Annotated in this window: 24 protein-coding genes; 14 read left to right on the top strand and 10 right to left on the bottom strand. The window is 68.7% G+C overall.

The annotated features are described in order from the left end of the window. Positions 1 to 66: 66 nt before the first annotated feature. Positions 67 to 717 (bottom strand): FMN-dependent NADH-azoreductase, encoded by a 651-nt coding sequence (locus BA022_RS06610; protein ID WP_015913094.1) that lies wholly within the window; start codon positions 715 to 717, stop codon positions 67 to 69. A 127-nt stretch (positions 718 to 844) separates the two neighbouring features. Between BA022_RS06610 and BA022_RS06605 the strand changes: the two genes are divergently transcribed. The 6 genes from BA022_RS06605 (at position 845) to BA022_RS06580 (ending at position 6,720) form a co-directional block, all read left to right on the top strand. Beyond that, positions 845 to 1,798 (top strand): LysR family transcriptional regulator, encoded by a 954-nt coding sequence (locus tag BA022_RS06605; RefSeq protein WP_015913095.1) that lies wholly within the window; start codon positions 845 to 847, stop codon positions 1,796 to 1,798. 281 nt (positions 1,799 to 2,079) lie between these two features. Then, complete coding sequence (locus BA022_RS06600; RefSeq protein ID WP_088888535.1) at positions 2,080 to 3,087, top strand: sulfate ABC transporter substrate-binding protein; 1,008 nt, start codon at positions 2,080 to 2,082, stop codon at positions 3,085 to 3,087. A gap of 147 nt (positions 3,088 to 3,234) precedes the next feature. Continuing rightward, on the top strand, positions 3,235 to 4,086 hold the full coding sequence (gene cysT, locus BA022_RS06595) for a sulfate ABC transporter permease subunit CysT (protein WP_011805543.1): 852 nt from the start codon (positions 3,235 to 3,237) through the stop codon (positions 4,084 to 4,086). Beyond that, positions 4,083 to 4,994: a sulfate ABC transporter permease subunit CysW gene (cysW, locus tag BA022_RS06590; protein WP_088886958.1), complete on the top strand. Its 912-nt coding sequence runs from the start codon at positions 4,083 to 4,085 to the stop codon at positions 4,992 to 4,994. The genes cysT and cysW overlap by 4 nt, the downstream gene beginning before the upstream one ends. Positions 4,995 to 5,005: 11 nt before the next feature. Continuing rightward, a complete protein-coding gene (locus BA022_RS06585) occupies positions 5,006 to 6,133 on the top strand; it encodes a sulfate/molybdate ABC transporter ATP-binding protein (protein WP_011805541.1) in 1,128 nt (375 codons plus the stop codon). A 59-nt stretch (positions 6,134 to 6,192) separates the two neighbouring features. Beyond that, on the top strand, positions 6,193 to 6,720 hold the full coding sequence (locus tag BA022_RS06580) for a disulfide bond formation protein B (RefSeq protein WP_088886957.1): 528 nt from the start codon (positions 6,193 to 6,195) through the stop codon (positions 6,718 to 6,720). An 85-nt stretch (positions 6,721 to 6,805) separates the two neighbouring features. On the opposite strand, the gene BA022_RS06575 is transcribed toward BA022_RS06580, so the two are convergent. From BA022_RS06575 to BA022_RS06555, 5 genes are all read right to left on the bottom strand, one after another. Beyond that, on the bottom strand, positions 6,806 to 7,477 hold the full coding sequence (locus BA022_RS06575; protein WP_088886956.1) for a glutathione S-transferase: 672 nt from the start codon (positions 7,475 to 7,477) through the stop codon (positions 6,806 to 6,808). A gap of 25 nt (positions 7,478 to 7,502) precedes the next feature. Next, positions 7,503 to 9,056, bottom strand: a complete 1,554-nt coding sequence (locus BA022_RS06570) for a PepSY-associated TM helix domain-containing protein (RefSeq protein WP_088886955.1) — start codon at positions 9,054 to 9,056, stop codon at positions 7,503 to 7,505. Between the two features lie 19 nt (positions 9,057 to 9,075). Further along, positions 9,076 to 11,244 (bottom strand): TonB-dependent receptor, encoded by a 2,169-nt coding sequence (locus tag BA022_RS06565; RefSeq protein ID WP_088886954.1) that lies wholly within the window; start codon positions 11,242 to 11,244, stop codon positions 9,076 to 9,078. 166 nt (positions 11,245 to 11,410) lie between these two features. Then, positions 11,411 to 11,770: a DUF2946 family protein gene (locus tag BA022_RS06560; RefSeq protein ID WP_228403732.1), complete on the bottom strand. Its 360-nt coding sequence runs from the start codon at positions 11,768 to 11,770 to the stop codon at positions 11,411 to 11,413. Between the two features lie 137 nt (positions 11,771 to 11,907). Further along, positions 11,908 to 12,774, bottom strand: coding sequence for a LysR family transcriptional regulator (locus BA022_RS06555; protein WP_088886952.1), 867 nt, complete (start codon positions 12,772 to 12,774; stop codon positions 11,908 to 11,910). Positions 12,775 to 12,927: 153 nt separating this feature from the next. On the opposite strand from BA022_RS06555, the gene bla reads away from it, so the two are divergent. Further along, positions 12,928 to 13,767, top strand: a complete 840-nt coding sequence (bla, locus tag BA022_RS06550; RefSeq protein WP_418236139.1) for a class A beta-lactamase — start codon at positions 12,928 to 12,930, stop codon at positions 13,765 to 13,767. A gap of 3 nt (positions 13,768 to 13,770) precedes the next feature. Here bla and argA read toward each other — a convergent pair whose 3' ends face one another. Continuing rightward, positions 13,771 to 15,117 carry an amino-acid N-acetyltransferase gene (argA, locus tag BA022_RS06545; RefSeq protein ID WP_015913105.1) on the bottom strand — a complete coding sequence of 449 codons (1,347 nt, stop codon included), beginning with the start codon at positions 15,115 to 15,117 and terminating at the stop codon, positions 13,771 to 13,773. Between the two features lie 286 nt (positions 15,118 to 15,403). Beyond that, on the bottom strand, positions 15,404 to 16,552 hold the full coding sequence (locus BA022_RS06540; protein WP_088886951.1) for an acyltransferase family protein: 1,149 nt from the start codon (positions 16,550 to 16,552) through the stop codon (positions 15,404 to 15,406). Positions 16,553 to 17,113: 561 nt separating this feature from the next. Here BA022_RS06540 and BA022_RS06535 point away from each other — a divergent pair. Beyond that, on the top strand, positions 17,114 to 18,088 hold the full coding sequence (locus BA022_RS06535) for a Bug family tripartite tricarboxylate transporter substrate binding protein (RefSeq protein ID WP_011805532.1): 975 nt from the start codon (positions 17,114 to 17,116) through the stop codon (positions 18,086 to 18,088). Between the two features lie 102 nt (positions 18,089 to 18,190). Here BA022_RS06535 and BA022_RS06530 read toward each other — a convergent pair whose 3' ends face one another. Further along, the gene (locus BA022_RS06530; protein WP_041836007.1) at positions 18,191 to 18,796 is read right to left on the bottom strand and encodes a class I SAM-dependent methyltransferase; all 606 of its coding nucleotides are present in this window, start codon (positions 18,794 to 18,796) and stop codon (positions 18,191 to 18,193) included. 168 nt (positions 18,797 to 18,964) lie between these two features. Here BA022_RS06530 and BA022_RS06525 point away from each other — a divergent pair, with 168 nt between their 5' ends. Then, entirely contained in the window at positions 18,965 to 19,312 is a 348-nt protein-coding gene (locus BA022_RS06525) for an ankyrin repeat domain-containing protein (RefSeq protein ID WP_088888534.1), read from the top strand. A gap of 102 nt (positions 19,313 to 19,414) precedes the next feature. Here BA022_RS06525 and BA022_RS06520 read toward each other — a convergent pair whose 3' ends face one another. Next, positions 19,415 to 20,599, bottom strand: coding sequence for an MFS transporter (locus tag BA022_RS06520; RefSeq protein WP_088886950.1), 1,185 nt, complete (start codon positions 20,597 to 20,599; stop codon positions 19,415 to 19,417). A gap of 318 nt (positions 20,600 to 20,917) precedes the next feature. Here BA022_RS06520 and BA022_RS06515 point away from each other — a divergent pair, with 318 nt between their 5' ends. Genes BA022_RS06515 through BA022_RS06495 form a run of 5 tightly spaced genes read left to right on the top strand, consistent with a single transcriptional unit; the run spans position 20,918 to position 25,579 of the window. After that, complete coding sequence (locus BA022_RS06515; RefSeq protein ID WP_088886949.1) at positions 20,918 to 21,700, top strand: energy-coupling factor ABC transporter ATP-binding protein; 783 nt, start codon at positions 20,918 to 20,920, stop codon at positions 21,698 to 21,700. Between the two features lie 17 nt (positions 21,701 to 21,717). Beyond that, a complete protein-coding gene (locus BA022_RS06510) occupies positions 21,718 to 22,311 on the top strand; it encodes a CbiQ family ECF transporter T component (protein ID WP_088886948.1) in 594 nt (197 codons plus the stop codon). A 36-nt stretch (positions 22,312 to 22,347) separates the two neighbouring features. Beyond that, positions 22,348 to 22,932, top strand: a complete 585-nt coding sequence (locus BA022_RS06505) for a biotin transporter BioY (RefSeq protein WP_088886947.1) — start codon at positions 22,348 to 22,350, stop codon at positions 22,930 to 22,932. After that, entirely contained in the window at positions 22,929 to 24,413 is a 1,485-nt protein-coding gene (locus BA022_RS06500) for an AMP-binding protein (RefSeq protein WP_088886946.1), read from the top strand. The genes BA022_RS06505 and BA022_RS06500 overlap by 4 nt, the downstream gene beginning before the upstream one ends. Continuing rightward, entirely contained in the window at positions 24,410 to 25,579 is a 1,170-nt protein-coding gene (locus BA022_RS06495) for a thiolase family protein (RefSeq protein WP_088886945.1), read from the top strand. Before BA022_RS06500 ends, BA022_RS06495 begins: the two co-directional genes overlap by 4 nt. The last annotated feature ends 1 nt before the right edge of the window (position 25,580 follow it).

Here is a 25,580-nt window from a genome sequence, read left to right as displayed (position 1 = left end):
TGATATGAAAAAACCCGCCCCGGCATGGCCGGAGGCGGGTTTTGTTTGGCGAGGCGCCGGGGCCGATCAGGCGGCCTGGCTGACGCGGTCCTGGTTGGCGGCATGGGCCTTTACGTGGGCCTCGATCGCCTGGGCGGCGGCGGCCAGGGCCTGGGCCTTGGCATCGCCACCCATGGCCACGCCCTCGGCGCGCACGAAGCGCACGTCGGTCACACCGAAGAAGCCCAGCACGGTCTGCAGGTAGCTTTCCTGGTGCTCCATGGCGCGGCCGCCTTCGCTGGTGGAATACACGCCGCCGCGGCTCGACGCCACGATCACCGTCTTGCCCTTGGCCAGGCCCTCGGGGCCGTTGGCGGTGTACTGGAAGGTGCGGCCGGGCTGGGCGATGCGGTCGATCCAGGCCTTGAGCTGCGTGGGGATGGCGAAGTTGTAGAACGGTGCGCCGATCACCACCACGTCGGCCGCCAGGAACTGGCTCACCAGCCGCTCGGACACGGCGTTCTCGCGCTGCTGCGCCTCGCTCAGGCCGTCGGTCTGGCCGGTGCGCGGTGCCATCGCATCCATTGTGAAGTGCGCAGGCGCGTCGGCCACCAGGTCCAGGTAGCTCACCTGGGTGGCGGGATGGCTGGCCTTCCAGGCCTCGACGATCTGCGCCGTGAGCTGGCGCGAGACGGACTGGTCACCGGTGATGGCGGAATCGATGTGCAGCAGTTGCATGGAAATCTCCTGGGGATAGGGACAAACCCGCAATGGGGCGATGGATAGATTGTCGTTTTGGACCGAATGTTTGATAAGCAGGCGGTGATGCGATAGATTGTTCTGAATTTGGAACGAAAGGCGCGCGATGCAGGATCTGAACGACATGCTTTATTTCGCCGAGGTGGCCGAGCGCGGCGGCTTTGCCGCGGCGGGCCGGGCGCTGGGGATCCCGAAGTCGCGCCTGTCGCGCCGCGTGGCCGAGCTGGAAGCGCGCCTGGGCGTGCGCCTGCTGCAGCGCACCACGCGCACGCTGTCGCTCACCGAGGTGGGCGAGGCCTACCTGCGCCATTGCCAGGCCATGCGTGATTCGGCCCAGGCAGCGCAGGACACGGTGGACCAGGTACAGACCGAACCGCGCGGCACCGTGCGCGTGACCTGCCCGGTGACGCTGGCGCAGACGGTGGTGGCCGAGCTGATGCCGCAGTTCCTGCAGCGCCATCCCCAGGTGCGCCTGGAGATGCAGGTCACCAACCGCGTGGTGAACGTGGTGGAAGAGGGCGTGGACGTGGCGCTGCGCGTGCGCCCCACGCTGGAGGACAGCGGCAGCATGGTGGTCAAGCGCCTGGACGAGGTGCGCCTGCTGCTGGTGGCCAGCCCCGAGCAACTGCGGCGCCAGGGCACGCCCACCTCGCTGCGCGACCTGGCGCTGCTGGACACGCTGGCCATGTCCGCGGCCGACGGGCGCGCCAGCCTGCGCCTGATCGGCCCCGAGGGGCGCGAGGAAACCGTGCACTTCACGCCGCGCTACGTGGCCGACGACCTGCTGACGCTCAAATTCGCCGCGTTGGCGGGCACGGGCCTGTGCTGGATGCCGGACTACATGTGCATGTCGGAATTGCAGGAGGGCCGGCTGGTGCACCTGCTGCCCCAGTGGACGCAGCCGCGCAGCGTGGTGCATGCGGTGTTTGCGTCGCGGCGCGGCTTATCGCCGGCGGTGCGCAGCTTTCTGGACTTCCTGGGTGAAACCGTGCCCGGCCATTCCGCCGCGGTCTGCGAGCGGGGCGACACGGCCACGGCCGGCGCGGCACTGCCCCGCTGATGCGGCGGTGCGTGCTGTACGCAAGAGCGCGGGATGCATGGGCGGTGCGGCTTGATCCCCAGTGGGGGATCGATGTAAGGGCGCTTTGCTTTTGATAGCTGGTAGCGCTTATCGCATAAGGGCTAGAGACCAATTTGACTTTCCATGGCGGTGCCGGGAGCCTGTGTGCCAGATGGCATTACATATGCTCATCTGTGGATAAATTTACAAAAATATATTCTTTTGAGTTTTAACCTGCGCTCTCCACAATGCATGATTTCCTGCAACGTGGAGGCGCTCCCATGACCCCGGCAACCAAGCTCAAGACCCTTCTCGCCACGCTGGCCCTGGCGGCCAGCGGGCTGGCCTCGGCCCAGGCCAATGCGCTGCTGAACGTCTCCTATGACGTGGCGCGCGAGTTCTACAAGGACTACAACCAGGCCTTCATTGCCTACTACAAGAAAACCAAGGGCGTGGACATCAAGGTGGACCAGGCCCATGGAGGCTCCAGCGCCCAGGCGCGCGCCGTGAACGATGGCCTGGCCGCCGACGTGGTCACCTTCAACACCACCACCGACGTGCAGTTCCTCGCGGACAACGGCGTGGTGGCCAAGGACTGGGCCAAGAAATTCCCGCATGACGCATCGCCCACCACCTCCACCATGCTGTTCCTGGTGCGCCACGGCAATCCCAAGAACATCAAGGACTGGAACGACCTGATCCGCCCCGATGTGAAGGTGGTGGTGGTGAACCCCAAGACCGGTGGCAACGGCCGTTACGCCTACCTGGGCGCCTGGGGCTCGGTGCGCGAGAAGGGCGGCAGCGACGCCCAGGCGGCGGAGTTCGTGGGCAAGCTCTACAAGAACGTGCCCGTGCTGGCCAAGGGTGGGCGTGATGCCACGGCCACCTTCCTGCAGCGCAACATTGGGGACGTGCTGATCACGTTCGAGTCGGAGGTGGTGTCGGTGGAGCGTGAGTTCGGCAAGGGCAAGGTGGACGCGGTCTATCCCTCGGTGAGCGTGACGGCCGAGAACCCCGTGGCCATCGTGGAGCGCACGGTCGCCAAGAAGGGCACGGGCGAGCTGGCCAAGGCCTACCTCGACTACCTGTACTCGGATGAAGCGCAGGAAATCGCCGCCAAGCACGCGATCCGCCCGCGCTCCGAGGCGGTGCTCAAGAAGCATGCCGACCTGTTCAAGCCCATCCAGCAGTTCACGGTGGCCAAGTACTTTGGCTCGCTGACCGAGGCGCAGAAGGTGCACTTCAACGACGGCGGTCAGTTCGACAAGCTCTACACGCCTGGCAAGTAAGCAGTGAACACGCCCCTGAGCCGCCTGGCGCCTTCACCCCGCCATGACTGCCCGGGTTGGGTGGCGGTGCCCGCGCATGCAAGCGCGGTGCCTGCGGGCGTGGGCCGCACCGGCTTTTGACCGGCGGCGAATAACGGATAACTCCATATGAGTGGCAAGAAAAGCGCCCCCAGGCGAGCCAAGAGGGTATTGCCCGGCTTTGGCCTCACGCTGGGCTACACGCTGTTTTACCTGAGCATCATCGTGCTGATCCCGCTGCTGGCGCTGCTGCTCAAGACGTTCACCATGACCTGGCCGCAGTTCTGGGAAGCGGTGGCGTCGCCGCGCGTGCTGGCGTCGTACCGCCTCACGTTCGGTGCCTCGTTCATCGCCGCCTGCGTGAACTTGGTGTTCGGCTTGCTCATCGCCTGGGTGCTGGTGCGCTACAAGTTCCCGGGCAAGAAGATCGTGGATGCGCTGGTGGACCTGCCGTTCGCGCTGCCCACGGCGGTTGCCGGTATTTCGCTCACCGCACTGCTCGCGGGCAATGGCTGGGTGGGGCAGTACCTGGAGCCGCTGGGCATCCAGCTCGCATTCAACCCCAACGGCATTGTGATTGCGCTGATTTTCATCGGCCTGCCGTTCGTGGTGCGCACGGTGCAGCCGGTGCTGGAAGACAGCGAGAAAGAGTTGGAAGAAGCGGCCACCAGCCTGGGCGCCACGCGTTGGCAGATCTTTCGCCATGTGATCCTGCCGGCCATCATGCCCGCGCTGCTCACCGGCTTTGCCATGGCGTTCGCGCGTGCCGTGGGCGAGTACGGCTCCGTCATCTTCATCGCCGGCAACATGCCCATGGTGTCTGAAATCACGCCGCTGATCATCATCGGCAAGCTGGAGCAGTACGACTACGCAGGCGCCACTGCCGTGGCGGTGGTGATGCTGGTGATCTCTTTCGTCCTTCTGCTGGTCATCAACGCCTTGCAGGCCTGGCAGCGCCGCCACGCAGGAGCACCCGCATGAGCGCCGCGAACACCCATACCGTGCGGCGCGCGCAGGCCGGAACGACCGAGGCGCGCTGGATCCAGTGGGCGCTGATTGGCCTTGCCATGGTGTTCCTGCTGCTGTTCCTGGTGTTGCCGCTGGCCGCCGTGTTCACCGAGGCGCTGCGCAAGGGTGTGAATGCCTACCTGGAGGGCCTGCGCGAGCCCGACGCCTGGTCCGCCATCCAGCTCACGCTGCTCACGGCCGTGATCGCCGTGCCGCTGAACCTGGTGTTCGGCATCGCCGCGGCGTGGTGCATCGCCAAGTACGAGTTCAAGGGCAAGGCCTTCTTGACCACGCTGATCGATCTGCCGTTCTCCATCTCGCCCGTGGTGGCGGGCCTGATGTACGTGCTGGTGTTCGGCGCCAACGGCTGGCTGGGGCCCTGGCTGGCGGCGCACGACATCAAGATCATCTTCGCCGTGCCGGGCATCGTGCTGGCCACCGTGTTCGTCACGTTCCCGTTCATCGCGCGTGAACTGATCCCGCTGATGCAGGCGCAGGGCAACGACGAGGAGCAGGCGGCGGTGGTGCTGGGCGCGAGCGGCTGGCAGACCTTCTGGCACGTGACGCTGCCCAACATCAAGTGGGGCCTGCTGTACGGCGTGATCCTGTGCAATGCCCGGGCGATGGGCGAGTTCGGCGCGGTGTCGGTGGTGTCGGGCCACATCCGCGGCCAGACCAACACCATCCCGCTGCACGTGGAGATCCTCTACAACGAATACCAATCGGTGGCCGCGTTCGCAGCCGCCTCGCTGCTGGCGCTGCTGGCATTGGTCACGCTGGTCATCAAGTCGGTGGCCGAATGGAAGAGCGAACAGGAAATGAAGGCCGCGGCCGCGCTGCCGCCCGAGCGGCCTGCGCCCGCGCCCGGCGCGCCGCGCTGAAGGACGAACACATGAGCATTGAAATCCGCAACGTCAGCAAGCAGTTCGGCGACTTCCAGGCGCTGCGCGACGTCAGCCTGGACATCCAGTCGGGCGAACTCATCGCGCTCCTGGGCCCCTCGGGCTGCGGCAAGACCACGCTCTTGCGCATCATCGCGGGGCTGGAGACCCCCGACGTGGGCAGCATCCACTTCAGCGGCGAGGACACGACCGACGTGCACGTGCGCGAGCGCGGCGTAGGCTTCGTGTTCCAGCACTACGCGCTGTTTCGGCACATGACGGTGTTCGACAACGTGGCCTTCGGCCTGCGCATGAAGCCGCGCAAGGAGCGGCCGTCCGAAGCGCAGATCAAGGAGAAGGTGATGAGCCTGCTCAAGCTCGTGCAGCTGGACTGGATCGCCGACCGCTATCCCTCCCAGCTTTCGGGCGGGCAGCGCCAGCGTATCGCCCTGGCGCGCGCGCTGGCCGTGGAGCCCAAGGTGCTGCTGCTGGACGAGCCCTTCGGCGCGCTGGATGCCAAGGTGCGCAAGGAGCTTCGCCGCTGGCTGCGCCGTTTGCATGACGAGCTGCACGTGACCAGCATCTTCGTCACGCACGACCAGGAGGAGGCGCTGGAAGTGGCCGACCGCGTGGTCGTCATCAACCAGGGACGCATCGAGCAGCAGGGCACGCCCCAGCAGGTGTGGGACAACCCTGCCAGCCCCTTCGTCTATGGCTTTTTGGGCGACGTGAACCTGTTCAAGGGCCGCGCCAACGACGGCCGGGTGTACCTGGACGACGGTATGCAGCTGGAAAGCCCCGAGGCCCAGCATGCCGACGATGCGCGCGCGTTCGCCTACGTGCGCCCGCACGACCTGGACGTGGAGCGCTATTCCCCCGGCCAGGCGCTGGACGCGCACGGGCGCCCGCGCGGCATCGTGGTGCAGTTGGCGCGCGCCATCGTGGTGGGGCCGATCGCGCGGCTGGAACTAATCCCCGAGGGCGATACCCAATCGGCGGACAATGCGCCCTCGGACGCGTTGATCGAAGCGCAGATTCCGGCGCAGCAATTCCACGAGATGGGGCTGCGTGAGGGCGAGACGCTGGTGGTGACACCGCGGCGCGCCAAGGTGTTTCTGGACGAAGCCGCCGGCATCTGAGCGCCGCTGCCTGCCAAGGGAGCGGATGCGGACGCCGCTCCCTGCAAGGAAAACAAAAAGTGTTGTTGAACTGGATTGATACCGCCCCGCGCCGCATCCTGGCGCTGATCAGTGCCGCCTGCGTGGCCATGCTGGCCTTCGGCATGTACCTGCAGCATGTGGTGGGACTGGAGCCTTGCCCGATGTGCATCGTGCAGCGCTATGCTCTCATAGGTGTAGCGGTCTTCGCAGGACTGGCAAGCGCTAGAGGCACAAAAGGCTGGTGGATGGGTTGGACGGTGCTGGCGCTGGCAGCAGCGGGTTTTGGCGGCTTCACGGCCGCGCGCCAGAGCTGGCTGCAGTGGTACCCGCCAGAGATCGCCACTTGCGGGCGCGACTTCTACGGAATGATCGAGAACTACCCCATCAGCCGCGCCATCCCCATGATCTTCCGCGGCTCGGGCGACTGCACGGCGGTGGACTGGACGTTCCTCGGCGGCTCCATCGCCAACTGGTCGTTTGTCTGGTTCTTGGTGTTTGCCGTGCTGCTGCTGGTGCTGTTGGTGCGCGGCGGGCGCGGCGCGCCGGACACGCTGGCCCGGGCATAACTACGCGTCTTTTTTGACCTCTCGCGGGGCGCCTTCGGGCGCCCCGCGGCGCTTCACCTCGTCTTCACCCCGTCTCCAACCCATCTCACGCGGTTGTGGGTGGGAAGACCACGGGCGGCGCGCCGGGCTTCCAGGTCTCGTACTTGTGCATGACGCCCAGGAACAGCGGCGACTGCTGCCAGCGCACCAGCCATGCGCGCAGGTGCGGCCAGGGTGCGGCCTGCCACTGCGCGTCGTCGATGCCGGCGAACTGGCGCACGAAGGGCGCGATGGCCATGTCGGCCAAGGCGGCGCGTGGGCCGAAGAGGTGCCCGCCCGGCTCCAAGGCCAGGCGCTGTTCCAGCACCCGCAGCCAGGCATGGGCGGCGGCCCGTTCGTCCGCCGGGCTGGCGTCGGGGTAGCGGTTGGGGTACTTGCAACGGTCCAGCGCCCGCTTGAACGGACCATCGCACTGCGCGATGAGCTCCAGCATGGCGCCCAGGTCGCCCCGGCCGGGGATGAGCCAGCCGTGCGGGTCATGGGCCGCCAAGGCCCATCGCATGATGTCCAGGCTGTGCTCCAGCACCTGCCCCGGCAGCACCAGCACGGGCACCGTGGCTTGGGGCGATACGGCCAGCAGCGCCGCGGGCTTGTCGCGCAGCACCACTTCGCGCAGTTCGCAGCGCTGGCCGCTCACCGCCAGCGCCATGCGCGCGCGGATGGCATAGGGGCAGCGGCGAAACGAATACAGAACGGGCAGGGCAGACGTGGCGGGCATGCGCCCGAGTATGCAGCGCTGTCCATCACCGCATCGGGGCCTGGGGTGCGGCAGGTGTACGCCAGCCCAGCTTGCGCCGTACGCGCCGCCAGCCCAGCACGACGCCGCTCAGGCTGATCACCGTGCCGCCCACACTCAGCGCCACCAGCAGCACGTCCCACAACGGCCGGCGCTGCAGCAGCGGCAGCCAGTCCCAGCTGTGCAGCAGGCCGAACAGCCAGCGCGAGGTGCGGCGGTGCCGGTCCAGCCGACCCAGCACTGCGCCCGTGTGTGGGTCCAGGTGCACCCAGCTGGCGTGCGGGTCGCCGAACACCAGCCGCAGCACGGGCAGCGGTTTGTCGGTGCCGCCGGTCATGGTGTGGGCGTCCCGCGTGTAGTAGTAGGCGTCGTACGCGCGCAGGGTCTCGACGCGCTGCAGCGGCGCATCGACCAGCCGGGCTGCGGCGGCTTCCAGCTCGCCCGGCTGCCATGCGTGGGGCAGGGCGGTATGCGCGTCCAGCACCGTGGGCGGGCCAGAGGCGGGCAACGCCTGCACCAGCGTATGGCCGGCGGTGCGTGTCCAGCGTAGTTCGCGCGTGTCGGTGGACGCAGCCTGTAGCAGGGCGGCCACGGGTGCGCCTGCGTGCGGCAGCTGCAGGGGCCCGCCGTGCATGGCGTTGGTGCGCAGAGCGGGTGCGCCGCTGTCGAAGATGCGCCAGGGGTTCATGGACATCAGGCCGCTGAAGATCCACGCGAGCGTGACGACCATGAACAGCAGGCCCGCCACGTGATGCCAGCGCGCCCATGCGGACGGGAACGGCGTACGCCGGCCGCTGCGGTAGGTGCCCGCGAAGCGCCAGCGAAGGATGCCGATCACGCCGCCTGTGACCACTGCGGCGATACCCAGCAGCGACAGCGCATTGACGATGTCCGCCCAGTAGCGGTCCACCAGGCCGCCGCGCAGCGGGTACAGCCAGTGCAGCCACGCGCCCGCGTAGTTCCATTGGCGCTCGGTGCGTGTGGCATCGCGCACCACCTCGCCGGTCGTGCCGGAGATGTAAAGCACCGTGTCGTGTGCATCGCCCAGGCGCACGCGGTGCAGGGGCCGGTGCATGTCCAGCGCGCGGGAGTGGGTGAAGGCGTCTTCCTGCAGCGTGCCTTCGTGAACGGCATGGGCCGGACCCTGCGCGTAGGCTGCAGCGCTGGCCAATGCCCGTGGCGCGTCGACGGCCGTGAGCACGGCGCCGGTGCGGGCGTCGATCACCACCGGGGCGCCGCGCGGGCGTGCGTTGCCGGGCGGGGCGGCCTTGAACGGCTGGGGCGTGGCCAGGTACACCGCCCGCCCGCCGCTGGCCACGGCCAGCCGCAGGTCGCGCAGCGGGCCCTGCAGCCCGGCGGCGGCCAGGGCCTGGTCGGGCTCCAGCGCCACGGCGGCGCCGCGCAGCGGCGGCAGGTGCATCAGCCGCTCGGCGGGCGTGAGCTTGGGATAGCCCACGTACATCATCACCACGCCGGAGACGAACCACAGCGCGAACAGCACGCACAGCGCCACACCCAGCCAGCGGTGGGCGAGGAACATCCAGCGTTTGAGGTGCGACATGGCTTGCGTACCCCGTGCTTCAGAAAGCCACGTGCAGCGCTACGTCCAGCGTGCGCGGCGCGCCCAGATAGGCCTGGCTGCCCACGTTGGCCGCATATACGCGGTCGGTGGCATTGCGCACGCGGCCCGTGAGGGTGGTCGTGGGGTTCAGCTTCCACGCCAGGCCCAGGTCCAGCAGCGTGTAGGAAGGACACCATTGGGTGTTGGTGGCGTCGGCATATACCTTGCCCACGTGGCGCACGCCCGCGCTGGCCTGCAGCGTGGGCGTGAGCGCGTACGCCAGCCAGAGGTTGGCCACCGTCGCCGGGGTGTTCGTGGGGGTCTTGCCCGCCAGCGACACGCCGCCCTGCACGAACTGCTCGTACTGCGCATCCACATGCGTGAGGTTGGCCTGCACCTGCCAGCGCGGCGACGGGCGCAGGCCCACGGCGATCTCGGCGCCGCGCGCCGACTGCTCGCCCACGAGCACGGTCACCCCGGGGCGATCGGGGTCCTGCGTGGCGATGTTGCTGCGTGTGATCTTGTAGAGCGCCAGCGTGGTGGTGCCCTTGCCGTCCCAGAAGTCGAGCTTGCCGCCCACCTCGGCCTGGCGGCCGCTGGTGAGGCGGCTGTTGTTGATCACGTCCGCGAACGAGGCGGTGGACAGGACGCCCGACGGCGGGTCGGCCGCCGTCGCGTACTGGGCGTAGAGGTTGGCACCGGGCACGATGTCCCACACCAGGCCCATGCGCCCCGTCGTCGGCTGGTAGCTGCGGCTGAACGCGGCGGGCAGGGCGGCCGTCACGGCGCGGCGGTTGGTCAGGTCCAGCGAGATGCGCTCGTGCCGCAGCGCCGTCACCAGGTGCAGCCTGGGCACGAGGGCTGTGCGGTTCTCCAGGTACACGGCGGCGGTGGTCGCCTTGTTGGTGCGATCGGCGTGGAAGCCCGAAGCCATGCCGGGAATGTCGAAGAAGCGCTCCACCACCGGGTCATACGGATCGGTGGTGTTCACCGTGCCGGACAGGCTGTTGGGAAAGCGCGTTTGCCGGTTCACATTCACGTCCAGGCCGAAGGCCCAGTCGCTGCGCCGGCCCAGCAGCGTGCCCTGTTTGCGGCCCTCCAGGCGTTCGCCGACCACCTGGTGGTCGTGGCGTTGCAGGAGGACGCCGCTGCGCGCCACCTGCGTATTGGCGGCATTGAAGCGGTAGGTTTCCACGTTGCGGTAGTCGCGCAGCGCGTTGTAGGCGTACAGCGTGTTGGTGAGCTGCAGCGTGGGCGTGGCCTGCCATTGGGTGACCGAGCGCAGCCACTGCACGCGCTGGGCGTACAGGCCGTCCGTGCTGTTGTAGTTCTGAAAGCGCGTGCCAGGGTCCACACCCAGCCGGCCTACCGCAGGCGTGCGCAGCGGCGTGCCCCAGTAGGGGCGGTCCACATGCTCATGCTGCCATTCGTAGGCCAGCAGATGTGTCGCGCCGCCGCCCAGATCGGACAGCAGCGAAGCCGCCAGCTGGGTGGCGCGCGTCTCGGTGCCGCGCACCCAGCTGCCGGCGTCGCGGTGGTTGAAGTCCAGGCGCGCATGGTGGCGCGCGGGCGTGCCATCGCTGGCGCCCAGGCGCCGGTTCAGTCCCAGTGAGACCTCCTTGAGGCCGTAGGCACCCACGCGCACCTGCCCTTCGGCAAAGTCCGAGCGCTCGGGTGTCTTGGTGAGGTAGTTGATCGACCCGCCGACCGCACCGGAGCCGAACAGGAAGCTCGACGGCCCGCCGATGGCCTCCACACGGTCGTAGATCCAGCTGTCCACAGGCCGTGCGGCGATCGAGTACTGCACGTTGATGCCGTTGAACAGCTGGGCGATGGAGCCGCTGCTGAAGCCCCGGTAGCTCACGCCGATGCTGCCCGGCGCGTCATGGGCCGTCACGCCGGCGATGGCGCGCAGGGCCTCTTGCGTGTCCTGGGCGCCGCGCGCTTCGATGGTGCTGCGGTCCACCACGGTGACGCTGGCGGGCGTCTCGCGCGGGGTCAGGCCCAGGCGGCTGCCGGTCTCCACCGGCGTGTCCAGCGGCAGCAGGCCGGGGGCCTGGGTGGCGTCGCTTACCTCCACGGTGGGCAAAGTGGGCGTCAGCGGGTCGGCGGATTGGGCGGAGGCGGCACCGGCCAGCGCGGCCAAGGTGAACGCGCCGGCGCTCTGGCGTATGTCGATACGGAACATGCGTGAAAACTCTCTCGGTCTCTGCGGAAGAACGGCCGACGAGTGCAGCGCGCCGCCCCGTGGTGCGCGGGGGGGTGGTGCTGTCTCGTGCGGCAAGGCACACCCAGTGCGTGGGCGTGGCAAGGGCCGCTTGGGGAGCCAGCAGGCTCCTTGCGGCCCGGCAGGGTCAGAGAGTCGAGGGAGGGCCGCGCGCCGGCAGCGGCGCGGCGGTGGCCGCGGCAATGCGCGCCGCCTCGATGGGCTGCAGCGCATGGGCCAAAGGTGGAGGCGGCTCGACCACCGCGGTTTCGGGGGCGGGCGGTGCGCCTGCGGGCGCGCACAAGGGGCAGTCCATACCGGACGCGCCCATGGCGCCCACACTGCCGTCGTCCGCTTGGACCATCAGCATCACCGCGCCCGAAGCCGAGCACACCAGCTGCAGGGACTGTGGGTGCACCAGCGGCGAGGCCACGGCCACGCCCAGTGAAGCCATGAACCAGCCCAGCACCCAGGTGCGCAGTGTGAGCGAGAGGCGGGGCCAGTTCATGGCGGCGATTATGCCCATTGCGGGGCTGCGCCGCGCAGGCATTTTTTCAACCAGGGTGCTTCCAGTTTTATAGCTGCCGGCGCTTGACCTATAAGCCTGAAAGGCTTTTTTGATGCGGTTTTGCTGGCGGGGTGGCATCACTGCGGCGGCGCGGACTCGCGCAGCAGCCAGTTGCGGAACGCCTGCAGGGCATCGGTCGGGGCGCGTGACTTGAGGCGACACAGCCAGTAGTCGCCCAGCGCTGCCGTGCACGCGAATGGCTGGACCAACCGCCCCTGGCGCAGTTCGCGCTCTAACATGCGCACGGGCAGCAACGCCACGCCCGCGCCTTGGGCTGCGGCCTCGGCCAGGGTCAGCGACGAGTCGAACACCGCGCCGCGCAGCACGGGGCAGGGTGCATGGGCAGCGGCGAACCATGCGGGCCACTCGTCGGTGCGGTAGCTGCGCAGCAGGGCCTCGGCGCCCAGGTCGAGGGGTTCGTGCAGGCGCGCAGCCACTTCTGGTGCGCACAGGGGCGCCAGCGGCGCGGGCATGAGCCGCTCGGCGTCGGTGCCGTGCCAGGCGCCGTCGCCGAAGCGGATGGCGCAGTCCAGCCCTTCGCCCGCAAGGTCCACGCGGTTGTTGTGCGTGAGCAGGCGCAGGTCGACGAAGGGGTGGCTTTCATGGAAGGCGCGCAGGCGCGGCAGCAGCCACCCCACGGCGAACGTACCCACCACGCCCACGGTCAGCACCTCGCGCGGGCGGGTGTCGGCCAGGCGCTGCAGGGCCTGGCCGATGCGCGCAAAGCTGTCGGACAGCACGGGCACCAACTGGCGGCCCTCATCGGTCAATGCCAGGCCGCGCGGCAGGCGGCGAAACAGCGGCTTGCCCACGCGTTCCTCCAGGTTGCGGATGTGCTGGCTCACCGCGGTCTGGGTGACGTGCAGTTCCTCCGCGGCGCGTGTCAGGTTCAGGTGGCGGGCCGCCGCCTCGAAGGCCCGCAGCGCATTCAGGGGCAGGTGCATGGGTGAAGTTTTTCTAAGGGCTGGTGGCGATTATTGTCGATGGTCAAGCCCCCTGTGCCGCCTTATCGTGGCGCCTTCTTTCCACACATGACGAGGTAAACCAATGGACCGAAGAAGCTGGTTGCTGGGCGCCGCGCTGCTGCCCGTGATGGGGTGTGCCCAAACCGGGGTCGAGAAAACAGGGCTCAGGTCGCGCAGCAGTTGCGGGCCGCGCTGGGCCGGGTGGAGCAGCGCGTGGGCGGGCGGCTGGGCGTGGCCGTGCTGGATACCGGCTCCGACGCCCTTGCGACCTACCGCGGCGACGAGCGCTTTGCGCTGTGCAGCACTTTCAAGCTGCTGCTGGCCGGCCAGGTGCTGCAGCGTGCGGACCAGGGGCTGGAGCGGCTGGATGCACGCGTGCGTTATGGCCGGGAGGATCTGGTGGAATATTCCCCGCGCACCGAGCCGCACGCGGGCGGCGCCGGCATGACCGTGGCCGAGTTGTGCGAAGCCACCATGGTGCTCAGCGACAACAGCGCCGCCAACCTGCTGCTGCGCCGCCAGGGCGGGCCCGCCGGCCTGACGGCCTGGCTGCGCACGCTGGGCGATGCGCACACACGGCTGGACCGCATCGAGCCCGCGCTCAACGATGTGCCTGCGGGCGAACTGCGCGACACCACCACGCCGCGCGCCATGGTGCACACCGTGCAGAAACTGGTGCTGGGCGATGCGCTGTCTGGCGAGGCGCGGGCGCGGTTGCAGGGCTGGTTGCTGGGCAACCTCACGGGCGACAAGCGGCTGCGCGCGGGCATGCCGGCGGGCTGGCGCATCGGCGAGAAGACCGGCACCGCCAACGGCACCAGCAACGACGTGGGCGTGGTGTGGCCGGAGGGCGGGGCGCCGGCCGTGGTGGCGTGCTATCTCACGCAGTGCCCCGCTGCGCCCGCGCAGCGCGACGCGGCGATTGCCGAGGTGGGGTCGCTGGCGGCCGCATGGCTGGCGGCCGCGGGGTGAGGCTCAGAGTTTCTTGACCAGCACCTGGCTCTTGCGGTCCCAGTTGTACTTGCGCTTGCGTGCGTCGGGCAGCCAGTCGGGGTCCACGGGCGAAAAGCCCCGCTTGATGAACCAGTGCATGGTGCGCGTGGTCAGCACGAAGATGCTGGACAGGCCCAGCATGCGCGCGCGCTGCTCGATGCGCTTGAGCAGCTTCTCGCCGTCGCCCGTGCCCTGGCTTTGCGGGGACACGGTGACGGCGGCCATCTCGGCCGTGCCGGCCTCCGGGTAGGGGTAGAGCGCGGCGCAGCCGAAGATCACGCCGTCGTGCTCGATCACGGTGTAGGCGGCGATGTCGCGCTCGATCTCGGTGCGGTCGCGCTTGACCAGCGTGCCGTCGCGCTCGAACGGCTCGATGAGCTGGATGATGCCGCCCACATCGTCGATGGTGGCTTCGCGCAGCTCTTCCAGCTTTTCGTCGATGACCATGGTGCCGATGCCGTCGTGCACGTAGATCTCCAGCAGCAGCGCGCCGTCCACCGCGAACGGCAGGATGTGGCTGCGCTCCACGCCGTGCTCGCAGGCCCTCACGCAATGCTGCAGGTAAAAACCCACATCGGTCGGCTGCTGCGCGGGCGGCAACTGGGCCAGCAGCTGGCGCGCTGCGGCCAGGGGCAGTTCGGTGTCGATGGGGTTGTCCTCGGCGTCGGGTTCCAGCGGCTGGATGCGGATGCCCGGCACTTCGGTCAGGAACAGCAGCTTGTCTGCCTTGAGCTCGGTGGCCACGCGTGTGGCGACTTCCTCCATGGCCAGGTTGAAAGCCTCGCCCGTGGGCGAGAAGCCGAAGGGCGAGATGAGCACCATGGCGTCGGACTCCAGCGTGCGGCGGATGCCTTCCACGTCCACCTTGCGCACCAGGCCCGAGTGCTTGAAGTCCACGCCGTCCACGATGCCCACGGGCCGCGCCGTGAGGAAGTTGCCGGAGATCACGCGCACGCGCGAGCCCGCCATGGGCGTGTTGGGCAGGCCCTGGCTGAAGGCGGCCTCGATCTCATAGCGCAGCTGGCCCGCGGCCTCCTGGGCGCAGTCCAGCGCCACGGAATCGGTCACGCGCATGCCGTGCGAGTAGCGCGGGGCGTGCCCCTTGGCGTGCAGCTGTTCGTTGACCTGCGGGCGAAAGCCATGCACCAACACGATCTTCACGCCCATGGCCTGGATCATCGCCAGGTCCTGCACGATGCTCTGCAGCTTGCCCGCGGCGATGGCCTCACCCGTCAGGCCCACCACGAAGGTCTGGTGCCGGAACTTGTGGATGTACGGCGCCACGGACCGGAACCAAGGAACGAAGGTGAAGTTGAAGACCGTGGACATGGGCGGTGCGTCAAAGGGTTGGCGGTGGAGCGGTGAAAAGAGGGGCGGAGACGAAAAGCGCTCGCGGCTTCCCGTGCGCCTGTACCAGGGCAGGGGCGCCAGCAAGCGCAGGCCGCAGTGTAGCGGGCTGCGCGCCGTGCCGCGGGCAGCGCGGGGAGGGAGGAGGAATGCTCCTCAAATAATAGCTGCCCGCGCTTGATTGTGATGGTTTCCGAAGGGTTTTCTTCTGAAATCCACCGCGGGAAAAGCGTGGGCAGCTATTTAAATAATAGCGCCGACCCAGCCATCAGCGCTCGCCGCGCGCCGACAGCGCCAGCGAACCGCGTGCGGTAGCCGGCCGCGCCGTCCGCACGGGGGCCGGCTTGCGCTGGGCGGGGCGAGCATCGCGCCAGCGCATGGCCCAGCGTTCCACGGTGTAGTACGACAGCGCCGCCAGCACCGCCGAGATCAGGAAGCCCAGCACCACCACGGCCGGCCACGGCAGGTCGGCGCGCAGGTAGCGCACCACGGGGTAGTGCCACAGGTAGATGCCGTACGACAGCTTGCCCACCAGCATCAGAGCCGGTGCACTCAGCATCTGGTGCAGCGCGCCGCGGTGCTGCTGCACCGCCAGCAGTACCACCAGGGCGGCGCATTCCACCACCGTCATGCCCCAGAGCATGGCGTTCATGTCGTCCCAGGACTGGGCCATCAGCAGCGGCACGGCCAGCACCACCCACATGAAATGGTGCAGCCGCTGGCGCAGCGCCTGGAACCAAGCGGGTTGCTCGTGCAGCAGCGTGGCCAGCAGGCTGCCGGCCAGCAGGCCCGTGGCGCGGGTGTCGAAGCGGAAGAAAATCTCGTAGAACTGCTGGCCCTGCGCCACCCACAGCACGCGCCAGGCCCACGCCAGCACCAGCAGGCCCAGCACCGGGCGCCACAGCGCGCCGCGCGGCGTGAAGCGCGCCAACACCACCAGGAGCGGTGGCCAGACCAGATAGAAGTGCTCTTCCACCGACAGCGACCACATGTGCAGCAGTGTGTCGGGGCTGTCGAAGAAGGCGATGCCGTAGTCGGCCAGGTACAACAGGGACACCAGCGCGTCGGAATACACGTCCGTGAGGTCCGGCCACAGCAGCGGCGCAAACACGCAGTACGCCCCCAGGAACAGCGCCAGCGCGGGCATCAGGCGGAAGAAGCGGCGGCGGTAAAAACGCCAGTAGTCCAGCCGGCCGTTGCTTTGCAGTTCCTGCAGCAGCAACGAGGTGATCAGGAAACCGCTGAGCACGAAGAACAGGTCCACCCCGTAGAACGCGCCGTCGAACAGCGGCGCATGGGCGTGCGACAGGATCACCAGCAGGATCGCCACGCCGCGCAGTCCGTCCAGTGCGCTGTTGTAGGCCAGGCTCGGCGCGCGGCCGTCATGGCTGAGGGGGTTCACCCGGGGGTTGTCCATTTTGTCTGCCAAAACGCGGCACCTCCATTGCTGGGCAGGCCTGGCGCCCGCTGTGTTCATCACCAATCACATCCCGACCCAGAATGGGCTTGTCACCAGTCCAATGCGCTGCCCAGGCCGTGCCTGGCCGCATTGCGCTGGCTGGGAGTGGTCGACACTGCCAGCCGTCCCTGAGGACGGCGCGGCACCCTTCGCTCCTGTGTCGGTAAGGCAGGCCGTGAAAGCGGTCCTGCGGTCGTGGGCACGCGCTGCGTGCCGCGCCGGATCTGCGCCCGGCCGTCGGATTCTAGGGGCCGTCCACAGGGGGCGGGTTACCAAATGTCGCTACCAATTCAGGGTGATGACTTTCGGGTGAGTGCGAAGTTCCGCTGCAAGCAACCGTGGCGTGACCGCGGGCACGCGGGGCCCATGGCGGAGACGGTGAAATTGTCTTTCCGGTTACCATCAAAGGGTTAACCCTGATGATGCGTTCGCCCCAGCGGACGCTTTTTCTTTTCTGCAAGCGGCCCTTCGCGGGCCTCGTACACCGGCCCCACAAGGGCCTTCAATGAAGGAGAGCTTATGTTCCGCAGAACCGTTCTTGCCGCTGGCGCAGTCCTGGCCCTGGCCGCAGGCGCACCCACGATGGCGCTGGCCAAGGATGCCTGGCCGGTCAAGACCATCACGCTGGTGCAGCCCTACGCACCCGGCGGCACCAGCGACATGCTGGCGCGCATCATCGCCAACGAGCTGGAAAAGCGCATCACTGCCAGCGTGATCGTGGAAAGCAAGGCCGGTGCCAACGGCAACATCGCCACCGCCTACGTGAGCCGCGCCAAGCCCGACGGCGGCACCTTCCTGGTGGGCTCCAGCAGCCCGGTGGTGATCTCGCCCACGCTGTACAAGAACGTGCCCTACGACCCGGTGAAGGACCTCACGCCCATCACCCCGCTGGCCAAGGCGCCGTTCCTGCTGGTCACGGGCGCCAACTCGGGCATCAACTCGGTGGACGAGCTGCTCAAGCTCATCAAGGCCGACAAGATCAACTTCGGCTCGGCCGGCGCGGGCTCGCCCCAGCACATGATCGTGGAGATGTTCCACATGCAGGCCAAGGCCAAGACCATGCACGTGCCGTACAAGGGCTCCGCGCCGCTGGTGCTGGCCGTGATGTCCAACGAAGTGCAGTACGCCATCGACAACCCCGTGCCGCTCAAGCCGCAGATCGAGGCCGGCAAGATCAAGGCGCTGGCCATCACCAGCAAGACCGCCTCGCCCAAGTTCCCGGGCGTGAAGCCGCTGGCGGAGCAGGGCTTCCCTGGCTTCGAGGCCGAGCCCTGGTACGGCATGATCGGCTCCAAGGGCCTGCCCAAGGACCTGGCCGAGCGCATGAACAAATACGTGCGTGAGATCCTGGCCCAGGAGAACGTGAAGCAGAAGATCTCCGATCTGGGCGCCGAGGCCTATGGCCTGAGCACGGCCGACTTTGCCAAGCTGATCGCCGCCGACATTCAGAAGTGGGGTGCTGCGGTCAAGGCATCGGGCGCTACGGCGGACTAAACGCATGCAATAGGTGACAAAAAAGGCCGTGAGGATTCACGGCCTTTTTTGCGTCTGACGCCCACCGGTCAAGCGCGGGCAGCTATCAATCAATGAGTGCTGCTACTGTCCCGGAGCCTCCAGGGCGAACAGCGGCACCTGCGCCTGGCGGCTGAGCCACAGGCCCCCGCCCATGTCGATGAAGTGCCGCGCAAGGCCGCGGCGGTACAGCGACGCGCGGTGACGGTACAGGCGCGGGTCGGTCAGGTCTTCGTCGATGATGTCGCGCTCGTAGTCCTCGCGCGTGACGGCCTCCAGGTACAGCGCGCCGCGGCACAGGCGCCCCAGGTTGTCCAGCGCCCGCGCCAGGTCCTGCGTGCCCAGGTAAGGCAGCACGCCCTGGCAGATGACGAAGTCGAAAGGCTCGCGCGCCGTGTAGTCCACCACCGAGCCGCGCTCCCACCCGAAACGCTCGCACAGGTAGGGGCTGTACTCCACGCCCTGGTAGAGCGCGCCGGGCAGGTGGTGCTGCACCATGTCCCGCCACAGGCCGATGCCGCAGCCCACGTCCAGCACCCGTGCCACGGGCACGCGCAGGTAGTGCAGATAGCTGCAGACGAAGCTGCCCAGCCGCTGCGCATGGCCGGGGTCCACCACGCTGGTTTTTTTGTCGAAGTAGTAGCGCTGGTAGTACGCCTCGTCAAACCACTGCTCACTCGCCGATTGCACGCATGCTCCTGAAGAAGGCGGCGCCGGGCTGGTACCGCTCGCCGGGAGTATGGACCAGTCCATCGCGATGGCGGGCGGTTGCCATGGGGGCTCCCCGGTGTGCCGCGCGTACTGCGGCGTCTATATTGCGCGGCAGTGCCGTATGAGAACCCGATGAAAGGAGCGCCCATGTCCGCCGGAGACTGGAAAGACCTGTACGCCGCCGCCTCCGCGGGGGATTTGGCCCGGGTGCGCTATCACATCAGCGCGGGCGTGGATCCCAACTACCAGCACCCCGAGGTGCTGTGCACGCCGCTCGTCGCCAGCCTGGTGCAGGGCCACGATGCGGTGGCGCGCTACCTGCTGGAGCACGGGGCGGATCCGCACCTGCTGTCGGAGTTCGACGGGCTCACGCCGCTGCAGGCTGCGCTGCGCCATGGCCGCGGTGAGCTGGCCGCACTGCTGCGCAGCCGGGGTGCGCGCGACGTGCCGTCGCCCAGGCGCGTGGCAGCGTGGCGGCGCTGGCTGCCGTTGTAGCGCACGGGGCGTAGCGTCAAGGCATTTTTTGTGCTGTAGCGCTTACTGATAAATCGCTGGCAGCTATAAAAAAAGGAGTAATCAGCCTCGGGTAGCGGCCCCTCAGCGCTGGCGCAGGCTCTGCCAGCCCAGCAGCGCCAGCACCACCGCCACCATGGGCAGCATGCCGGCGTTGATGCCGCCCCAGCCGACGCTGTGCAGCAACTGGCCCGAGCCGAAGGACGCAACGGCCACGGTGCCAAAGACCAGGAAGTCGTTCAGCGCCTGCACCTTGGCGCGCTCGGGCGGGCGGTGGCAGTCGGCCAGCAGGGCCGTGGCGCCGATGAAGCCGAAGTTCCAGCCCACGCCCAGCAGCACCAGAGCACCCCAGAAATGGGTGAGCGCCAGTCCCATCAGCGCCAGCAGGCCCGACGCGGCAATCAGCACCAGCCCCAGGCCCGTTACGGCGCGCTTGCCCCAACGGGCGATCAGACGGCCGGTGAAGAAGCTGGGTGCGAACATGGCGAGCACATGCCACTGGATGCCCAGAGCGGCTTCGCCCACGCTGTGGCCGCAGCCCACCATGGCCATGGGAGCGGCCGTCATCAGAAAGGCCATCAGCCCATAGCTCACCACGCCCGCGATGGCCGCCACGATGAACTGCGGCGTGCGCGCGATCTGCGACAGCGGCCGCGCGCCATGCGACTCGGCACGCGGCGGTGCGGGCGGCAGGCGCAGGGCCAGCAGCAGGGGCAACGCCAGCAGCGCAAGCGCGGCCTGGCTGTAGAAACTGCCGGCGAACGGCGTGGCGGGCAGGCTGTCGCGCGTCCAGATCACCACCTGCGGGCCAATGATGGCCGCGATCAGCCCGCCCACCATGACCCGCGATATGGCGCTGGCGTGCCGCGTGGTGTCGCCCACCGCGTCGATCGCGGCGAAGCGGTAGCTCTGCACGCAGGCGCCGTAGAAGCCCGCCAGCGTCGTGCCCAGGCAGAACAGCAGGAAGTCCGACTGGCTGATGCCCCAGGCCGCGATCAAGCCCGACAGCACGCCCAGCACCGCGCCCAGCAGATAGGCCGTGCGGCGGCCCGCGCGGTGCATGAGCCATGCCGCGGGCAGGGTAGAGAGGGCCAGGCCCAGCTGGTACAGGCTCACGGGCAGCGTGCTGGCGGTAGGCGTGCTCGACAGCATCTGGCCCACCAAGCCCCCGAGCGAAATGATGATGGGGGGCGAGGCGCCACCCAATGACTGGGCGGCGACCAGCAGGCCAAGATTGCGGCGTTCAAGAGCGGTGGAAGAGGTCTTCATGGGCGGGAGGCGGCGAACAGGACACCTATTGTCTTCGCTGGATGTACGGTTCCGGGATAGACCATGCATCATTTTTCGCGGTAGATGACGCGATAAAGGATGCAGATGGTGGCATGAAGAAGGTGGGTTGTCGCAAATGAGCCCAGTTGAAGGTAACTGCGTTGAAAGGGCCGAATTTTTGTGCTCTTTTGCTGAAGGTTGCGGATGTGATTTTTCTGCTTATTGGCGGAAATTGATTGGCAATAGATACTTTTTGCTGAAAGAAAAGGATTTTTAAGGGGCGTAGAATCCGCGGCGAATTTGCTTGGCTTTCTTGGCATGCTCCCCTCCTGTTCCTCTCACCCCCCTGACGCTCCAGTGCTGCAAGTGCGGCAGGTGCGCCTGCGCCGCGGTGTCACGCAGGTCTTTGACGGGCTTGATCTCATGCTGGCCGAGCCGCGCATTGGACTGATCGGCCACAACGGCGCAGGCAAGACCAGCCTGCTGCGGCTGTTGTGCGCGCTGGAGGTGCCCGACGACGGCCAGGTGCTGTCGCACGGGCAGGATTTGCAGGCACTGCCGCAAGGGCAATTGCGGGCCCAGCGCGTGGGCATGATGTTCCAGAACCCCGACGATCAAATCATCTTTCCCACGGTGGAAGAGGAACTCGCCCTGGGCCTGCAACCACAGGGCCTGTCCCGGCGTGATGCGCTGGCGCGCGCCCGCGCCTTCCTGGCCGAACGGGGCCTTGCCGACTGGGCCGCGCGCGCGGTCGGGGCGTTGAGCCAGGGCCAGCGCCAGCACGTTTGTTGGCTTGCATTGCTGCTCGCCGGGCCGCGAACGCTGTTGCTGGACGAACCCTTCGCCAGCCTGGACCTGCCGGGGCAGGCACGGCTGGCCGATGACATTGCCGCCTGCGGGCGGCAGGTGGTGGTGTCCACCCATGTGCTGGAGCATGTGCGCGACTACCCGCGCGTGGTCTGGCTGCATGAAGGCCGGGTGCAGGCGGACGGCCGCGGCCACGATGTGTGCGCGGCGTATGAAGCCGCCGTTGCCCAACAGGTGGCGCGGGCCCGCGCCGCGGCGGGCATGCCACATGCCCATATGCGCGCCGCGGCCTGAGCGAAGGATGCACCGTCATGGGTAGCCTCTACAGCGAACACCTCACCTGGCTGCACCGCTGGCCCGCGGGGTGCAAGCTGGCCGGCATGGCGGTGCTGGGCACGTTGCTGTTCGTGCTGTCGGCGCCGGGGGCGTTGGCGGCGGCGGGCGTGGCGTGCGCACTGTTGTGGTGGAGCCTGGGGCCGGCCACGCGCGTGGCGCGCCGGCTCATCGTGTCGGTGCTCGTCGCAGCGGGGCTGGTGGCGGGCTTTCACCTGTGGATGGGCCGGCCCGAGGTGGCGGTGGTGAGCGCGCTGCGCCTGGCCTGCGCCTCCACACTGGGGGTGGCGCTCACCGTGAGCACGCGTCCCACGGACTTGCTGCAGGTGCTGGATGCGCTGCTGCGGCCCCTGGCGCACCTTGGCCTGCGGCCGGAGCGCGTGTCGTTGCAACTGGCGCTGATGCTGCGGTTCACCGAACATTTTTTCGTGCAGTGGAAGAAGCTGGACGAAGCCCACCGCCTGCGCACCGGCCGCGCCGGCGGCCTGCGGCTGATCGCGCCGCTCACCGTGCAGATGCTGCAGGGGGCGCAGCGTGTGGCCGATGCCCTCTACGCCCGTTTGGGCGGCTGACTATTCCTGTTTTTTCTTGTCGACCCAAGGAGTTGTATGACTGCTGCCATATCCCGCAAAGCCTCTCACTCCATGGCGCTGGTGGCGCTGTTCGCCGCGCTCATGGCCGTGATGGGGCTCATTCCCAAGATCGACCTACCGCTGGGCGTGCCGATCACACTGCAGTCGCTGGGCGTGATGCTGGCCGGCTGCCTGCTGGGCGCGCGCCGGGGCTTTCAGTCCATGCTGCTGTTCCTGGCGGCCGTGGCGGCCGGCCTGCCGCTGCTGTCGGGCGGGCGGGGCGGGCTGGGGGTGTTCATGGCGCCGTCGGCCGGCTACCTGGTGGGCTACGCGCTGGCGGCGGGGGTGACAGGCGCGCTGATGCGTGTGCTGCCGCAGAGCACGCCGCTGCGCACGGCCACGAGCGCGTTCATCGCTTCCGTGCTCGGCGGGCTGGTCTTCCTGCACGCCATGGGCATTGCCGGCCTCGTGCTGCTGGCGCAGATGCCGCTGGACAAGGCCTTTCTGGCGGACCTGGTCTTCGTGCCCGGTGACCTGGTCAAGTGCGCGCTCTGCGCGGTGGTGGTGCATACCGTGGCCAAGGCGCTGCCAGACTGGCCATTTGGTGGGCGCGAACGTTGAACACCCACCCTTGCAAGCGGCAGGCGCTGGCGCCCCTGCCGCAACTGCTGACGGGCGATGCGCTGCCCGATCTGTTCGAGTGGGTACATGGCCCCCTGGCGCACTGGGCCCGCACGCGGCCGCACTCCCTGGCGCTGGCCAATGAAACCACCCAGTGGGACTTTGCGACGCTGCACGACCGTGTGCAGGCGCGGGCGCGCTACTGGGTTGCGCAAGGCGCGCCGGCCACCGTGCTGCTGCCCGGTGATGCCGGCACGCTGGAGGGGGTGGTGGAATTTCTGGGCGTGATCGCCAGCGGGCGCTGCGCGGCGATGGGAGATCCCCAGTGGCCGGCGGGTGTGGCCCGGGCGGTTGCCGGGCGGCTGCCTCTGGGCTCCGGCGGCCCGGCAGCGGCCACGCCGCAGTCGCCGTTCTACGTGGGCTTCACCTCGGGCAGCACGGGCCTGCCCAAGGGCTTCATGCGCCACCACCGCTCCTGGGTGGAGAGCTTTCGCGTCAGCCTGCAGGACTTTGGTGTCGCGGCGGCCACGCGTGTGCTGGCGCCGGGCCGCATGTCGCATTCGTTGTTCCTGTTCGGCGCGCTGCTGGGCCTGTGGACGGGCGCTGGCGCGGTGCTGCAGGAGCGCTTTTCCGCGCCGCGCGCGCTGGACACCCTGCGCGCGGGCGGCGCGCCCTTGCTGGTGGCGGTGCCCAGCCAGCTTGTACTGATGCTGCAGTGGGCCGAGCGGCGGCAACTGGCACCTATCGAGGGGGTGGAACTGGTGCTGATCAGCGGCGCGCGCTGGCTGCGCGAGCGCACACCCGCGCTGCGCCGGTTGTTCCCGCGCGCACGCATCGTGGAGTTCTACGGTGCATCCGAGGCCAGCTACGTCGCGTGGATGGATGCAGAGCCGGGCGCACCGGCCCAGGCCGTGGGCCGGCCGTTCAGCAACGTGGACCTGCACATCGGCCCCGATCCCCGCAGCGCCGCGCTGCCGCAGGGCGTGCCGGGGCTGATCTGGGTGCGCAGTCCCATGCTGTTCATGGATTACGTGAACGCCGCCGACGGCACCGCCGCCCTGCGCGAGGGCGACTGGCTCTCGGTGCGCGACATGGGTTACGTGGACGACAGCGGTTTGCTGCACCTGTGCGGTCGCGAGAACCGCATGCTCGTCACCCAAGGCAAAAACCTGTTCCCTGAGGAAGTGGAGGCGCGCCTGCTGGCCCACCCACAGGTGGCGCAGGCCAGCCTGCAGGGTGTGGCCGACGGCCTGCGCGGCCTGCGTGTGCAGGCGGTGCTGCAGTGGCAGGGCGACGCGCCGCCACCCGGAGCGCTGGAGCTGGCGGCCTGGTGCCGCGCGGTGTTGGAGCCTTACAAGGCGCCGCGCCACTGGTGGGTGTGGGTGGGCGACTGGCCGCAGACGGCCAGCGGCAAGACCGACCACACAGCCATCGCCCGCGCGCTGCAGGCGCCGTCGCCCTCGCTGGAGCGCTGGCGGTGAACGCTATTCCCATATTGGCCTGGGCGCGCACGCCCGTGGCGCCGGTCGGCGGGGCGCTCGCGGCCTGCCAGCCGCACGATCTGGCGGCGCCGTTGGTGGCGCGCATGCTGGCAGATGCCGGATTGCCGGCCGAGGCCGTCGATGCCGTGGTGCTGGGCAACGCCCTGGGCGCCGGAGGCAACCCCGCCCGCATGCTGGCGCTGGCGGCCAGCCTCCCCGAGGGCATTCCCGCCGTGACGCTGGACAGCCAGTGCTGCGCGGGGCTGGATGCCGTCACCCATGCCTGCGGTCTGCTGGCGCTGGGCCAGGCCGATGTCGTGGTTGCCGGCGGGGCCGAGGCGTGGAGCCGCGCACCCCTGCGCATGCACCGGCCTCGGCAGGCGGAGGAGGCACCCGTGCCCTATGACCGGCCACCCTTCACGCCCTGGCCCGCGCGCGACCCCGACATGCTGCTGGCCGCGCTGGACGGCGCGCGGCGCCTGGGGCTCACGCGCCACGCCCAGGATGCGTACGCCATGGCCAGCCACGCGCGCAGCGTGGCGGCGCGCGCTGCCATGGCCCACGAAATCGTGCCGCTGTGGGGGTTGGCGCACGACGCCTATCCGCGCCTGTTGAGCGCTGCGCGTGTGGCGCGCATGCCTGCGGTGGCCTGCGGTCAGTCGGTGGACGGCCAGGATTGCAGCCTCAGCACCGTCGCCGTGTCGCCCAAGGCGGACGGCGCGGCCCTGCTGCTGTTGGCCACGCCCTCGGCCTGCGCGCGCTGGGGCGTGCGGCCGCGTGCGCAGTGGCGCGGCAGCGTCAGCGTGGGTGGCGCGCCAGAGTCGCCCATGCTCTGCGCCGTCGACGTGGCACGCGCCGCGCAGCAACGCTGTGGCTGGGATTGGGCGGCGCTGGAGGCGCTGGAACTGCACGACGCCTTTGCGGCGCAAGGCCTGGCGTTCTGCAATGCGCTGGGCTTGCCGCTCGGTGCCATCAACCGGGGCGGGGGTGGCCTGGCGCGCGGGCACCCCATCGGTGCATCGGGCGCCATTGCGCTGGTGCGCGTGCTGGCGCAGATGGCGCAGCGGCAGGGTGCCGACCGCACCGACCGCACGCTGCGCGGCATGGCGTGCATTGCGGGTGCGGGTGGCCTGGGTGCGGCCACCTGGGTGGAAATGCCGGAGTGAG

It is taken from the genome of Diaphorobacter nitroreducens (genome assembly GCF_002214645.1).
GTDB lineage: Bacteria > Pseudomonadota > Gammaproteobacteria > Burkholderiales > Burkholderiaceae_C > Diaphorobacter > Diaphorobacter nitroreducens.
This window is presented reverse-complemented; position numbering and strand designations above follow the sequence as displayed.

What these genes read in the sequence shown, in the direction of transcription:
- BA022_RS06560 (WP_228403732.1), bottom strand. Translation starts at nt 11,770, where the DNA reads ATGAACTGGCCCCGCCTCTCGCTCACACTGCGCACCTGGGTGCTGGGC.
- BA022_RS06540 (WP_088886951.1), bottom strand. Translation starts at nt 16,552, where the DNA reads ATGGACAACCCCCGGGTGAACCCCCTCAGCCATGACGGCCGCGCGCCG.
- cysT (WP_011805543.1), top strand. Translation starts at nt 3,235, where the DNA reads ATGAGTGGCAAGAAAAGCGCCCCCAGGCGAGCCAAGAGGGTATTGCCC.
- BA022_RS06575 (WP_088886956.1), bottom strand. Translation starts at nt 7,477, where the DNA reads ATGCCCGCCACGTCTGCCCTGCCCGTTCTGTATTCGTTTCGCCGCTGC.
- BA022_RS06585 (WP_011805541.1), top strand. Translation starts at nt 5,006, where the DNA reads ATGAGCATTGAAATCCGCAACGTCAGCAAGCAGTTCGGCGACTTCCAG.
- BA022_RS06520 (WP_088886950.1), bottom strand. Translation starts at nt 20,599, where the DNA reads ATGAAGACCTCTTCCACCGCTCTTGAACGCCGCAATCTTGGCCTGCTG.
- BA022_RS06515 (WP_088886949.1), top strand. Translation starts at nt 20,918, where the DNA reads ATGCTCCCCTCCTGTTCCTCTCACCCCCCTGACGCTCCAGTGCTGCAA.
- BA022_RS06525 (WP_088888534.1), top strand. Translation starts at nt 18,965, where the DNA reads ATGTCCGCCGGAGACTGGAAAGACCTGTACGCCGCCGCCTCCGCGGGG.
- BA022_RS06555 (WP_088886952.1), bottom strand. Translation starts at nt 12,774, where the DNA reads ATGCACCTGCCCCTGAATGCGCTGCGGGCCTTCGAGGCGGCGGCCCGC.
- BA022_RS06565 (WP_088886954.1), bottom strand. Translation starts at nt 11,244, where the DNA reads ATGTTCCGTATCGACATACGCCAGAGCGCCGGCGCGTTCACCTTGGCC.
- BA022_RS06535 (WP_011805532.1), top strand. Translation starts at nt 17,114, where the DNA reads ATGTTCCGCAGAACCGTTCTTGCCGCTGGCGCAGTCCTGGCCCTGGCC.
- BA022_RS06505 (WP_088886947.1), top strand. Translation starts at nt 22,348, where the DNA reads ATGACTGCTGCCATATCCCGCAAAGCCTCTCACTCCATGGCGCTGGTG.
- argA (WP_015913105.1), bottom strand. Translation starts at nt 15,117, where the DNA reads ATGTCCACGGTCTTCAACTTCACCTTCGTTCCTTGGTTCCGGTCCGTG.
- BA022_RS06510 (WP_088886948.1), top strand. Translation starts at nt 21,718, where the DNA reads ATGGGTAGCCTCTACAGCGAACACCTCACCTGGCTGCACCGCTGGCCC.
- cysW (WP_088886958.1), top strand. Translation starts at nt 4,083, where the DNA reads ATGAGCGCCGCGAACACCCATACCGTGCGGCGCGCGCAGGCCGGAACG.
- BA022_RS06605 (WP_015913095.1), top strand. Translation starts at nt 845, where the DNA reads ATGCAGGATCTGAACGACATGCTTTATTTCGCCGAGGTGGCCGAGCGC.
- BA022_RS06610 (WP_015913094.1), bottom strand. Translation starts at nt 717, where the DNA reads ATGCAACTGCTGCACATCGATTCCGCCATCACCGGTGACCAGTCCGTC.
- BA022_RS06600 (WP_088888535.1), top strand. Translation starts at nt 2,080, where the DNA reads ATGACCCCGGCAACCAAGCTCAAGACCCTTCTCGCCACGCTGGCCCTG.
- BA022_RS06570 (WP_088886955.1), bottom strand. Translation starts at nt 9,056, where the DNA reads ATGTCGCACCTCAAACGCTGGATGTTCCTCGCCCACCGCTGGCTGGGT.